Raw genomic sequence first — 12,747 nt, forward strand, 5'->3', positions numbered from 1 at the left:
CGTTGTCCAGCCGCATCAAGAAGCCGGATATACGTCAGCAGTTGTGGCCGTCGATCCTGATCAAGCCAGTCGTTGCAATCGGGCGGGGTCCATATACGTTCCACACATGAGTCAGAGCCCCTTTTGGATGCCGATCGGGGGTCCAGTCCAATGCCGAACGCCACCCGTGTCAGCCACGACGGGCTCGTGTGGATCAGTGGGAACTATTACAGCATACCCGACCATACGCGGCGCAGTGTCGAGGTGCAGCAATTGCCCGATGTAATCCCATTCTCGATCAAGCGCAATCGTTGCCGTCCATCCCGTTCTAGAGAAGGCCGCCGGCGAACTCGCGTCGCGCCCGAGCATCGACAGGCGGTCAACCGGTCTAGGTCGCGACCAGGCGTATCCGAAGCCCTCGTCGATCGGGCCGGCGATCACACGCCAAGGCGGTCGCTGGGCGTTACCGAGGTGTCGCAAGCGCCTCCCCCAATCGGAAGGCCGGCCATAACCATCCACGCGCAGCCGGCAGCGATCGACAGCGTCAAGAAAGGCCTAATCGCACTCAACATGCCAGGTGCGCTCAGAATGCTGGACACCACGCTGCGGCGGATTGAAAGAGGGTGAGGTCACCTGGATTGAGGCGCTCGAAACGCTTATCGAGGAGCTGACCGTGCGCGACAGTCGCGGTGTCAGCACCGCGCTGAGAATGTCTCGCCTGACCACGGTCAAAAAGGCTCGCTGGCTTCGACTTCGCATTCCAGCTCGATCGCAATCGCATTCTGGCGCTTGCCCAATTGAAATTCATCTGCTTGCGACACCGGCAAGAGCGATCTCACGCCGGCACTCGCGGTCGAGGCCGTGAAGGCGGGAAAGAGCGTCGCGTTCGCCACGATCGCGGACATCGTGACGACCACCGTGCGCGAGCACCTGCGGTTCCTCGCCCGCGCCTCCCTCCTTGTCGTCGACGAAATCGGTTACCTCCCGGTCGCGCCTGGCGGCGGCAATCTGTTCTTCCAGTTGGAAGACGCCCGCTATGACAAGGGCGCGATGATCCTCAATTCAAACTGGCCACAGCAGTGCTTGATGGACTGCTTCCCCACGCAATTGTTATCACATCGAGGGATCGAGCTATCGGCTCCGCCAGCACGCCGCTCTCGTCCCGGAAAACGTCCGCTCGCCAACCCGCCGCAGCCCAAGCGCCGCGGCCGCCCGCCTGGAAGGACCAATGACTTAGCGGCTGATCCCCGAAGCACAATCGCCGTCACCCAGGGAAATCTGGACATTCTCACGGAAAGTTCGCTGCCCGTTGACAGAGGTCCATGATCGCCACCAGGTACAACAGCCATCTGCAGTCGAAACGAAAGTGATGTCGGCGAGCCAGATCCGGTTCGCTGCTGCGGCCCTAAAGTTGCGATCGATGAGGTTTGGCGCGATCGGCAGGCCATGACGGCTGTCGGCAACGCGGTGCGGCCGGGCCATCATGGCGCCGATGCCTTGCCGATGCATTAGGCATTCGATCCGGCCATGGCTGGCGCCAGGTCCTTGTGCCCGCAGCGCGGCATAGACCCGTGGGTTGCCGTCCCCGAGCGCCGCTGTCCTGATGAGATATCAGTCGAGAGCGCAGCATTGGTCGTCGTGCGTGCTCTGTCCGGACGCTCGCGCCAGGCGTGATAGCCGGCCGGCGAGACCTCGAGCAAGAGACAACAGAACCAATACGTCCGCTACTATTAGGTATGCCCGGGTCACTTGTGTAGGGCGGCAGCGCCAGCGCAGCGGGCGGGTGCTTTGCATTGCGCGATATCGTGCACCGATCGTTGCGGACAACGTGATTTGGTCCGCGCAATCGGAATACGCTGCGCTGACGCGATTGCTTGTATTGCGGTTGTGGCTCACGAAGCGTCCCACGTTCTCAAGTTAACGCATTTAGTCTTGAGCGCATATAGGTCGCAGGTCCAGGCAGACGTTGACGAGCAATCAATGCGAGGCGCTTTCGCATCGACACGCAAGACCGATCCGCTGCGTTGATCTTCCGAGCTTTTTTGCTTCAACGCGTCGCGCAAAGCTCCTGGTCAGGAGTCCGGCCGATCGCGCACTCAATGCGTTCGCGCATAGCTGGATCGATATCTTTGGCGCCGAGCAACTTTGGCGCCGGCCGCTCTTGCATTTGAAGAGCTGGTCTATCCCAGCTAGCGCAACTGCAGAGCCCCAGAGTGGCGAAGAGAGCCGAGCACGAAAGCAGACAAAGTGAACCCAAGCGCCACCGCGCTGCCTTACGAGGTGAATTCATGCGGTCCTTCTTAAATTGACTGCTGCGCCTGTGAATCGGGCGCAAGGAGCGTGTTGCTGAGTTCCTCGGACGGGGCGTCGTCGTCCTTTGCAGCTGCGAGTGTAATGGATCCAACAGGCTGGATTGTGAAGTCCGAGGCAAGGTCCTGATAGGATAGAACAGCAAGATCGATCCCATTACGGGTGAGAAAGCCGCGGACAAAGCGTCGAATATCCATCGAAGCAAGGATAACCGGCTTGATCTGCGCCCGAACTACGTTCGAATGGATGTGACGCATTTTTGAGAGCAGCGCCTCGCTTTGCCCGTCGCTCAAAACCAAGTAGGGTCCTTTGGCAGTCTCTCGAACCGCGCTGCGCACGATATCCTCGGTTTGACGTTCGATGACAAAGACCGGCACGACGCGGTGTGCGTTGGCATACCGGTGGCAGATTTGCCGTCTCAGACCGGAGCGAACATGTTCCGTGAGCAAGACGACGTTTTGTTCACGTCCGCTCCATTCGGCCAATGCCTCCAGAACCAGCCGTGTGTTCCGGATCGGAATACCCTCCTCCAGGAGGCGCCGCAAGACGTCGGCTACTTTAGGGATCGGCGTCGTACGCAACACCTCCTTGACCAGATCGGAATATTCCGTCTCCATGCGGCCCAGCAACTGGCGCGTCTCCTGGATACCCACCAAGCACTGTGCATAGCGGGTCAACGCCGAATGGACGCGCAAGGCCAGGATTTCAATGGGACGGTGGTGCCCGATGCCGGCTGCTTTGAGAGCCGGTGCATTGCTCTGTTCAATCCAGATTTGATCCGTCTCCCGGTCATGCCGAAACGGGATGCCACTCAATTCAATGTTGGCCGGATCGTCGTGGAGTGCGAGCTGGGTTGGATCAATTAACTCCTGCTCGACGGGCACGCCCTCGACATCCACCCTGTACTGCAGGTCTGGCAAGCGCTCGTCGACCTCGATGGGGATGCGCGGAATTGTGATGCCGAGATCAGACGAGATCAGTCCCGAAACGCGTGCAATGTGCTGTTGCAATTCTTCTCTGTCGATCGCCCGTGTCAGACTTGACGCAAGGAACAACGCGATGGGAAGCGCCTCCGCAGGCACGATTTCCTTGTTAGACTCTGTGGGAGCCGGGCGAGAGACATCAGCGCTTTTCTTGCCGCTTTGGGTCCCACCGTCGGCAAAGCTCGCTGCCGCAAAGACTGCAGCCAAGACGAGAAAGACAGGGAGCGGAAAACCTGGAATAGCCCCCATTACAACGAGGACGCAGGCAGACAGCCGCAATGCGTGCGAGTTTGCTGTGAGCTGGTTAACGATGTCGGTCCCAAGATTGAGCCTTACGACCCCATTTACACGAGTGATGATTGTCGCAGCTGTAATCGAGAGCAGCAGCGAGGGAATTTGTGAGATTAACGCATCACCTATGGTCAGCAGGGTATATTGATGCAGCGCCGCCTGGAAAGACATGCCCTTGGAGAGCAGGCCGATGGTGATCCCGCCCAGCATGTTGACGCAGATAACTACCAATCCTGCGATGGCGTCGCCCTTTACGAATTTCATGGCGCCATCCATAGCCCCGTAAAGCTGGCTTTCTTTCTCCAATGTAGCGCGCCGGCTGCGGGCTTCGTTCTGATCGATATGGCCATTGCGCAATTCCGCATCGATTCCCATCTGCTTGCCTGGCAGAGCATCGAGCGTGAACCGCGCCGCCACCTCCGCCACGCGTTCAGCCCCCTTGGCCACGACGATGAACTGCACCATGGTCACGACTAAAAATATGACAATACCAACGACGATATTCCCCGATATGACGAAATCACCGAACGTGCGAATGATGCTGCCCGCATCCCCCTCAGCCAAGATCAGCCGCGTCGTTGATACGGTGAGCGCCAGACGGAATACCGTGGAAATCAGAATGACGCCTGGCAAGGACGAGAAATCAAGTGGAGTGCTAATATAGAGAGCGACCATCAGCAGCAATATGGCGAAGCCCAGATTGAAGCCGACGAGCGTATCGATCGCCACTATCGGGATCGGCATGATCATCATGCCGACCGTCAGAAGCAGCATCAACGCGACCATCAAATCGGAGCTGGCCGACGCGCGCGCAATGATCTTACGCAGGACGCTGGTCATGGGGACCTTCCGATCGTTGATTGATCAGGCCAGTGCCGTCACGCAAGGAGACATAGCGTTGGAAAGCGGCGAGCGCCTCGTCTATGAGGCCGGCCCTCCGCAGGGCGTGGCTACGCAACAGCATCAGAGAGATACGCGCCGAGGGTTCGTCATCAAGTGTGTTCAGCCTATCTATGACCTGCAACGCCTCACCTCCGAGACCTTCCAAGATGAGGGCATAGGCGAGAATCCGTAATAGATCGACATCTCGCGAGTCCTTGCCGACGATGAGTCGTAAGAGAGCCACGCATTCTGCGCTCTGCCCACATGCAAGGTGAAGATACGAAAGTGTACAGAGCAAATCGCGCTCCTGCCCGGAACTCAGTGAGTCGTTATCGGATTTGGAAACGTTGGTCGTCCGTTGCGCTCCATCGGAGTTGAACATTGTTAGGCTTCGATCAAGCTATTCCGATTCCGGCGGAGCAGCGCTAGCCAGTGCAGTCCCTGCCGTAGGACGACGATACCGCCCCCAGCTATCGGATCCGCAGGCGCGGCCGCCAGCTTATGGACGAGACCTTCCAGAACAATGCTATACCGCTCCGCCCGCAGCATGTCCGGATGACGAAGGCTTGGCGTGACGAAGGAGAGTAGATCGTGCGCGATATCGCGCCCGTAGAGCGATGCCATCCCAGCGCGTTGCTCGAGCTCATAAATGCGAGTGCGCATCTCGTTGAGACTGACACGCCCGACTGCATCAATACCTTTGGCCTCCGATGCGGCTTCGATCGCTAGATCCAGCGGCATATAGCGCGTGTTCAGCTCGCCCCAGATCGACGCCAGCTCCTTCTCGCCGTTTGCACGAGCACCGTCCGCCTCACCTTTATTGGGTTGGATTGTCGGCCCTATCACTGGTTGATGATGGTGCTCGCTGAGTCTCTGCGAAGCAGTGCCAGGCCCGACATCGTAGCGGGACACCTTTGACATGACGATCTCCTTATCCTTCCTTCGGGCCCGGAAACCCTAATACGGAACGGCAACAACGCGGCCATTGCGGCTTAGCAGCACACGCCCATCCTCGATTCGAGTGACCGCCCATCCGTCGGCCAAGAGAGCGCCGACGAAATACTTCTGCCCACCGACAAGGAGATAGGGCTGGGGTCCGCGCGAAACAGCTTCGATCGCGATTGAGGATGGCTGCTTTTCCTCCTTGACGATCACTCCGTTCACCAGTGTCACCGCACCGTATGTACGACCATCGAACCATTGCTGGAGCTCCTGCCATTTCGCAACGGTTGCAGGCGTGACTTTTCCCTCAGCGCTAACAAAACCCGGCCCCGAACCAACCCTGATATCGAGCAGGCCCGCCTTATCAATTTCCTGTTTCAGCACTTCGGCCGCAGCCTGAGCTCGCCGATCGTCAGGCCGGTTCATACCCAGCTTGGGTACAAGCTCTGCGGCAGGCGGAGCAATGCCGGTCGGTGCACTTCCGCTGGCCTTGAAGAAAATCGTCGAGAGACTGCCTACGCCAAGAAAGCTGAGGAGCACGAGGGCGAGAGCTGAGATCCAAACGCGCGAGAGGCTGATCGACCGAGCCTCAATCGCATTCTGCATCGACCAGCGAATAGACATGGCGCCCGCACGAATGACGGCGGGAAGAAAAAGAACAACACGCTCACCTGCGGCGATATCCCCTTCGCCCTCTGGGGTGCTTACGGTCGCAAGAGCCTCAAGCTCGATTGAATTGCCAACGAGGGTGATACGTAGGTGATGCGGCTCAAGCCCTTGTTCGACGAAAACCATATCCGCGTCGAGGCCGCTACCGATAAGACTCGTTCCGACAGCCGCCTTCCCGCTTAGCCCAGCATAAGGTCCCGACAGTACCTCGAAATGTAAGGAGGCGGCCTCATTCACGGACAATTCTCCGAACTATGAGGAGCACGGCAGGGCGATTGGTCGCACGACTCATTCCTAGGCCGCACCACTCACATCACCCCGACGACGGGAACGGCGGGGCGAGATTCGCCCCGCCTTTCACCGTTATCCGTTGACGCGCTCGCTGGCCGCCTTCCTCTCACTCGAGAGCTCGGTCGTCAGTGCACGCAACTTTATGTCCTGCACCATGGCCTGCTGGTTAACCGCCTTCAATTCGTCGATCAGTTTCTCGAAAGTACCCGTCCCACCAACGTTATCGGTCGCCGAGTTACCGACGCCGGGACCCGCGGACTTGGTATCAGTCTTGTTATCAGTCTTGCTAGCATTCTTGCTATCATGGGAGTCGTGGACACCACCAGTAGAAGGGCTAGTAGAGCTTGTTTTGGTCATATCGCTTCACCTTCCATTTTTTTGCTGCCATCAATGGCAACACTCCACTGACGTCGAAGAACCGGCGTCAGGTATCCTCTTCTGTTTCAGCTATAGCTTCGCGAAGATTTGACATGTTTCGCTCCATCGCCTGCATCGCGACGTTGGCAAGAACCGAACCGAAAGCCGATTCGAACTTCTGACGATCAGCTACCGACTGCGAGCTGCCAGTGTCAGAATTGGTATGGATCACGCCTTCGATTGCCCCGGCCATCTGGTGCCTCTCACTTCAGTTCCGCCAAAACGGTGGTATCACCACCGAGCGATTCACATTGCTCACGCTACTGGGATTAGCTGTCGAGAAGCTGACGAGAATGAGAACAACCTCACTATCGTCAAGTGAACCCAGCTGAGAGCGCGCATTCGCAGGTACATGCCGCGACTGCCACCGCGCGAATTTCTCGGCCCCACTTTCAATCTCTACATAATGCCGACGAGCGCCAGATCGCGGCGCCGGCCCAACGCACCTCATCACATCGCTCGATCAGCAATGGTGTGATGGCAAGTCGGAGGCAAAACCGTGCGCAGTTAAAAATGCTACCGCGGGAATCGGTGGTGATGTTGTTTCGTGGCCCCACAGCGATCGTCACTCGGGACTGACGACCGCAGGCACCTGCTTTGCGAAAGCGTCAGAGCAGCGTCGTGCCTGCACATGCTCTGAGCCGGAGATGAGTTTCATGAGCACGATGACGCCTCTCCGGGATATTAAGACGACCGACACTGGCTCGTCCTGCTCCGTCTAAAAGTCGTCAGCTTCTCGAAAGCTCGCCCCCTTAACGTGAAAGCCTCGATCTTACGATGTCGATGCCAAGTATTTACCGCAATGGAATGGAAATGAACCTAATGCAGCTCAACAGCGTTTCGCTGCCCGCCAGTGCAGATCCAGCTCTGTTCGGGCTTGTCCCGGGGGCTTCGTCGGCCTTGGAATCATCCGCGCAGACCCCCGGCCAGATTCGGGAAGGCGAACCTTCGATGTTCGAGGCGATCGTGTCCATCTGCTCGCGGGAAGAGAAATCCGACGTTCCCTCCACGCCACCGGATCTGCTGCAATCAGAACGACAGATCCCGCAGGATTCGCTGGACCAGTTGTCAGCGCACTCGAAGGCGGCGATCGAGGCGGTGATGAAGGATCCGGTTTTTTCTTCCTCGGTCGATTCCTCCTCGGTCGACACCCCTGGTGCAGACGCATCGTCGACGGCTGCTCCATCGCCTGACGTACCGAGCACTCCGGTGCCAAGCTCTAGGATCACGTGGAACGGCGGCACGCTCACCAATGCCGAGTTGCAGATCGTGGCAGTGCTGAACCGGCATAAGGACCAATGCCCACTCAGCTGGGACTCGCTGGCAGCCAAGGCCAGCGATCCGTCGACGCCCCCGGATCTGAAGGAGGCGATCGAAGGATTGCGACGCGATCCAGAGCTCTTCTATGCGATTGGCTCCCAAGGGGACGGCCGCTGCGGCGGCAAGATCAAGGCCAAGGATCTGTCAGAGTTTTCCGCCAGCCATTCGCAGGTTGCTACATTCCAGGAGCAGCAAGCGCAAAGCTACGAGCAGAACTATATTCCATCCGACGGCACCTCGAATGGACAAGCATCGGTCATGACGTTGAATGATGCATTGCGCGAGCTTTACAAGTATTCTGACTACCTGCCCAAGAATTTGAGCCTGGACGATTTCAAGCGGATCGTCGACGGCAAAGCCGACACTGGTAAGTGTCCGCCTCAGCTGATCGCGGCGGCTCAACACTTCCTCGAGCACCCGGACGCCTGGGAGCAGTTGTGCGGTGGTGCGACTGATAAAATCCACAAGGAAGACTTCTTGCAAGTCGCCTCCTCGTCGATGAATTCCACGCAAAGCGAGCTGAACACGCTCGACACGATCAACAAGAATCAGAACGCCTTCTTCGGGGACGGTGACCTGACACGACACAAGTTGGCGAGTATGGTCGAGGACAAGACTCTCGACCCGAAGATACGAGAAGCGGCATCGCAACTGCTCTCGGACCCGATCTTGTTCCGTTTGCTAAACAATTCGATTACGGGCTACAAGACCCATCAGGAGTTCTTCGATTTAGGCGGCGGGCATACGGTCGACTCCGGTAATATCAGCAACAACGACTTCAGGCACTTCTATAGCAACATGTCACCTGCGAACCATACCGTTCAGCAGATCAAGACCCATGTCCCCAAGACCGCCGCTGAACAAAATGCAGTCACAGACATGTTGATGGGGGTATCCGACCAACCCGATGTCGCGTCTCCGAAGAAGAATGGCGGGGTCCTCATGCATGCGGTCGATGACGTAGCCAAGGTGGGCTCGAAGGTGCTCGACTGGGAGGCCACGGCAGTAGGCCTGCTCGGCGTCATTCCGGGACTGGGCGAGTTGGCCGATGGCATATCGATGGTGCTCGAGCTCGAGTCGCAAGCATTGAGCCTTCTGCATACGGGCATTAGCGGAGGTGATATGAAACAGGCTCTGAAAGAGGTTGGCCTTAATCTTGCGGGGCAGGCCATTAGCTTTGTTGCTGGGCCCGAGGTCAAATTCGCGCTGCGCGAGGGCCTCGCAAAGGAGATGCTCGAACAGACCGTGCAGTTCGGCCTCGATACGGCGATCTCGAAAGTGCAGTCCTATGCCGAGGACCATTTGGACGACCTGAAGGCACGCCTTACCGAGCCCATGCAGGCCGCAGGCGTTCCGAGTTAGGTCGCTACGCCGCCGTCGTCTCAGAAGTTGGCCTGAAAGGCCAGTTGCGGGTAAGGTGCGATTCGTATCTACCTTTTCAGGGACGGACGCTTGCAACTTCTGCGCCGCTCGACAGTACGGCCGCGGTATGTGCCACGTCATCAGGGCGAAGCCGCCGCTCGGCAAGCGGCGGAAGAACGCGCGCTGCACTCGAGGCGCACCCCACGCGCGATGAAAGTCGCCTGTAAAAGCCGCCGAGCGCGGTGTCTGTACGGCCCACGGTTACGGCAGCAAGGCGCAGAATTGCCGCCGCCCTACCGCCGGATCCGCGCGTTCGGGACGAGAGCATTCTGCCGCCGGAGACCTTGTCGTTCGGCGCCAGTCCCAGCCAGGAGGTAAAATGCTTTGCACTTCGCCACGAGGAGAGGTCGTCGCCCCATTCAGCGATCAGCTTCAGCGAGAGGTAAGGACCGAGGCCGTCGAGCGTGGTGATGTCCTTTCCGAGCAACGGAACAGCGCCACGCGGACGTTCGTAAGCTAGAGCGTTCGCCTGATCGGTTCGATTCCGACGCGCCTTCAACACGGCTTCGATCCGGGGCGTCGCAGACAGATGCTTTCTCGTGGTAGGCGTCCTAAAGCGCAAGTGCCTGCTCGAGCGCAAACAGACGCTCGGCGCGATAGCTTCCGGTGAGCGCGTTCACGATCGTCTCCGCGCTAGCGTGGCAACTGTAATGGGCGCAAGCACGCCAGCGCCTCAGGATCGCGCGGATGAGGCGCAGCCGGTGGCGCCGGTGATGTCGGCGAGATCTGGTGGAGTTGAAGATTATCTCCGTCAAGGCCTTGTGCATATGCTTGATGTGGGAGGCCGCGTACCCAATCAGACGCTCGCGCTGGCGCACGTAGGCTCGCAGCTCCGCAATCTGTCCTTTGGGCCGAAAGCTGGCTCGCGACAGCCCAAACGAATGGAGCCGCTGCAGCCACTGCGCATCGGTGATATCGGGCTACCTCGAGCATCGGCACCACTTCTGACTCAAAACACATCGGCCAACCGGTCCGGCCGGCGACGGCCGCGCCACCCTTCTTCTGCGATGGTAGGCGGGGTTGTTCTGGGTCCGATACGCGGTTGACGGACTAAACGACGCCTTGGCGGCGGCCACTGGCGGGCTGACGGTACTTCGTGTAGAGCCTTCTGTCGTTGCCGCCCGTGATGCAAGAAGTTTCTGACCCGTTCGGCGTGTGGACGATGCGCTCTTCTGTCAGGCCTTCCTTTACGGCGTCCTCAGAAGCCGCTGGCCGGTACGGTGATCCGCGGATCAAGTCCAATTCTCATCTCCGAGCACCTCGGCTCTTCAGCTCTAACTGGTTTTCCTGATCCAGATCTGTTCGATCGTTCCGCCCATTAGGGTCGTCCCCTTCTCACACCCTTCACCAACGTCAGGCTATTTCGTGCTGCATTCGTCATGATGCCGTCACTGCCTGCGCTGGGTTCCGATAATCCACCTTCCGGGTGGCCATGGCCCAAATCGTCCCAACCATCTTGGCCGCGAAGGCGATCGCCACGAGCAGTGCGCGGCTTCCGCGAGAGCGCTTCGGCGAGCACAAGAGCTGCGTTTGCGCTCAGGTAATCTACCACTTCGCCGGCGGCCAGACCGTCGTCCGCCACTGATCCAGCAGAGCTGGCTCGAGACCGGAAGACGAGCCGCGGGCGTGGTAGTCGATGGCTCAGCTCCGGCTGCCTGTCTTCTCGACTCGGCTTCGGAAGGCGGAGCTTCCATGAGTTCGAGCACGGCGCGCCCCTTCCTACGCCAACCGCCGTTCAGGCGCTCGTCGAACGGCAGTGCCACGTAGTAGGCGACGTCATCCGGAGTCACTCTCGCGATCGCGTTGCGCGCCACGCGCCCACCATCCAGTCGACACTGCGTGCAGTTCGCTGCCTCGGACTGGGAGTGCCACCAGGTCGAGCAAGCCATCCAGCGCACGAGACGCTCGGGCGGCGGTGGAAGTCGCTTTCCTCGCGGCGAGCTCGACGCCTCGGCGGGTCCGAGTGCCCCGCATCATGTTCCCCTTGCGACGTGCCGCTTGCACCAGTCCAGCACCTCCTCGCCTCGTGCTGGGTGGATAACGTGGAAGCCTGCATCGCGCAACGCCTCGACGATACGCGGTCGAGCTGCCCAAAGGGGTCGGATTTTCCCTTTATGCGCTGGCGTCAGCTTACGGACAGCTAAGCTGTCTATCAATCGGGTAAGGTCTAACGACCTGAAGCAATGCAAGACGTATGATCCAGGTGCAGTCGTCATGTACGGTCGAGTTAACAATTGGCCCGATATTCCGGCCGAAGAAAGATATCATCGGGCAGCAAACGCTGAGGAAGCGGGTGCCGAAAGCCAGGGCTTCGCGGATGCGTTCGCTAGAACGCGATTGCAGGAGTCCGCTGGCAGCTCACCTTCGCAACCGAGTTATTCCCTCGTTCGAAAACCTCCTGTGGTCGAGATCGACAGAGCTACCTTCAGGACAGAAGTGAGGACCTTTCATGGCGACGCAATCAACCGCATCGCCAACAATCCACACGAGTACTCGGAATTTGTATCCGCAAGAGCTAAGCGCACAGCAGAGGTCGCTAAGGAATACGGTATCAGAAGAGATTCAGAAGACGCCCGATATTACAGCTACCAATTAGGAAATGTGAGCGTTGGCCTCCAAAGAACGGAGGCCGGATTCAACATGACTGAGTTCGAAAGCGATAAGTGGCGAAAACAGTTCCCTGGACGCAGTGAAGTCACCTCAATTGTTGATTTTCAGGTTGCTCATCCGCTTGTCGCGAACGCCGGCGATATTCTGCTCGAACATCAGCTTCGGCAAGACGGCGAACGACCATTGGTGAACTGGCGTCCTGCTAATGCAGAAGCGAAGGCCCGCGCAGAGACAATGGGCTTCGTTGAAGTGGACGAGGACGACATGGTACTTGACCCCACTCAGTCCGCCCAGTGGACAAAAAACAGCCTCGGTGAATGGCAGCGCGCAACTAAATCTCAGCTTTATCTCTCCAAGGTCGATAGTGATACGGAGGTTGCAGCAGATTCCGAAGAGGATGGTGACTTTATGTAATGCCCAGATCCGCTGGCATTCATGTTTGGGCAGGCGGTGGAGCAAGGAGCGCAGGCAAACGGACAGCTGCGGCAAAGGTCAAGCCTCAGCCGAGCGAAACCGACAATTCGACTGGATCGATGCCGACAACCCGGCAGCATCCTTGCCGAGCAGCGCAGCCAGCGCCTCAGAGAAGTCGCCGGTCGAGATACCCTTCAGGTAAAGGATCGGCAGCAGC

Annotated in this window: 10 protein-coding genes and 1 pseudogene; 3 read left to right on the forward strand and 8 right to left on the reverse strand. The window is 58.7% G+C overall.

The features are described from left to right. The first annotated feature begins 840 nt into the window (after positions 1–840). A complete protein-coding gene (locus IVA75_RS40355) occupies positions 841–1,305 on the forward strand; it encodes an ATP-binding protein (protein WP_276578203.1) in 465 nt (154 codons plus the stop codon). A 974-nt stretch (positions 1,306–2,279) separates the two neighbouring features. Here the strand turns inward: IVA75_RS40355 and sctV are convergent. The 6 genes from sctV to IVA75_RS14775 all read right to left on the reverse strand — a co-directional run bounded on the left by sctV (position 2,280) and on the right by IVA75_RS14775 (position 6,957). Then, positions 2,280–4,403, reverse strand: a complete 2,124-nt coding sequence (gene sctV / locus IVA75_RS14750) for a type III secretion system export apparatus subunit SctV (RefSeq protein ID WP_247290859.1) — start codon at positions 4,401–4,403, stop codon at positions 2,280–2,282. Beyond that, entirely contained in the window at positions 4,384–4,827 is a 444-nt protein-coding gene (locus IVA75_RS14755) for a hypothetical protein (RefSeq protein ID WP_018458377.1), read from the reverse strand. The genes sctV and IVA75_RS14755 overlap by 20 nt, the downstream gene beginning before the upstream one ends. A gap of 2 nt (positions 4,828–4,829) precedes the next feature. Further along, positions 4,830–5,366 carry a hypothetical protein gene (locus IVA75_RS14760; RefSeq protein WP_018458378.1) on the reverse strand — a complete coding sequence of 179 codons (537 nt, stop codon included), beginning with the start codon at positions 5,364–5,366 and terminating at the stop codon, positions 4,830–4,832. Positions 5,367–5,402: 36 nt separating this feature from the next. Then, positions 5,403–6,293, reverse strand: a complete 891-nt coding sequence (locus IVA75_RS14765) for a hypothetical protein (protein ID WP_018458379.1) — start codon at positions 6,291–6,293, stop codon at positions 5,403–5,405. Between the two features lie 126 nt (positions 6,294–6,419). Then, positions 6,420–6,704: a hypothetical protein gene (locus IVA75_RS14770; protein ID WP_018458380.1), complete on the reverse strand. Its 285-nt coding sequence runs from the start codon at positions 6,702–6,704 to the stop codon at positions 6,420–6,422. Between the two features lie 67 nt (positions 6,705–6,771). Beyond that, entirely contained in the window at positions 6,772–6,957 is a 186-nt protein-coding gene (locus tag IVA75_RS14775) for a hypothetical protein (protein WP_247290861.1), read from the reverse strand. Between the two features lie 629 nt (positions 6,958–7,586). Between IVA75_RS14775 and IVA75_RS14780 the strand changes: the two genes are divergently transcribed. After that, positions 7,587–9,446 carry an HrpF/NolX family T3SS translocon protein gene (locus IVA75_RS14780; RefSeq protein ID WP_275996078.1) on the forward strand — a complete coding sequence of 620 codons (1,860 nt, stop codon included), beginning with the start codon at positions 7,587–7,589 and terminating at the stop codon, positions 9,444–9,446. 76 nt (positions 9,447–9,522) lie between these two features. Here the strand turns inward: IVA75_RS14780 and IVA75_RS14785 are convergent, their stop codons facing one another. Both IVA75_RS14785 and IVA75_RS14790 read right to left on the reverse strand, forming a co-directional pair. Beyond that, a complete protein-coding gene (locus IVA75_RS14785) occupies positions 9,523–10,008 on the reverse strand; it encodes an IS110 family transposase (RefSeq protein WP_247290863.1) in 486 nt (161 codons plus the stop codon). Between the two features lie 450 nt (positions 10,009–10,458). Continuing rightward, positions 10,459–10,613 (reverse strand): annotated as a pseudogene (locus IVA75_RS14790) (IS21 family transposase); the annotation flags it as partial. Between the two features lie 1,107 nt (positions 10,614–11,720). Between IVA75_RS14790 and IVA75_RS14795 the strand changes: the two are divergent. Continuing rightward, positions 11,721–12,530, forward strand: coding sequence for an effector protein NopP (locus IVA75_RS14795; protein WP_247290864.1), 810 nt, complete (start codon positions 11,721–11,723; stop codon positions 12,528–12,530). The last annotated feature ends 217 nt before the right edge of the window (positions 12,531–12,747 follow it).

Origin of the sequence: Bradyrhizobium sp. 134 (genome assembly GCF_023074155.1) — a bacterium.
Taxonomy (GTDB): domain Bacteria; phylum Pseudomonadota; class Alphaproteobacteria; order Rhizobiales; family Xanthobacteraceae; genus Bradyrhizobium.

Bases quoted from the DNA above. Each gene is read 5' to 3' on its own strand.
- sctV (WP_247290859.1), bottom strand. From the start codon at position 4,403: ATGACCAGCGTCCTGCGTAAGATCATTGCGCGCGCGTCGGCCAGCTCC.
- IVA75_RS14755 (WP_018458377.1), bottom strand. From the start codon at position 4,827: ATGTTCAACTCCGATGGAGCGCAACGGACGACCAACGTTTCCAAATCC.
- IVA75_RS14760 (WP_018458378.1), bottom strand. From the start codon at position 5,366: ATGTCAAAGGTGTCCCGCTACGATGTCGGGCCTGGCACTGCTTCGCAG.
- IVA75_RS14770 (WP_018458380.1), bottom strand. From the start codon at position 6,704: ATGACCAAAACAAGCTCTACTAGCCCTTCTACTGGTGGTGTCCACGAC.
- IVA75_RS14775 (WP_247290861.1), bottom strand. From the start codon at position 6,957: ATGGCCGGGGCAATCGAAGGCGTGATCCATACCAATTCTGACACTGGC.
- IVA75_RS14780 (WP_275996078.1), top strand. From the start codon at position 7,587: ATGCAGCTCAACAGCGTTTCGCTGCCCGCCAGTGCAGATCCAGCTCTG.
- IVA75_RS14795 (WP_247290864.1), top strand. From the start codon at position 11,721: ATGTACGGTCGAGTTAACAATTGGCCCGATATTCCGGCCGAAGAAAGA.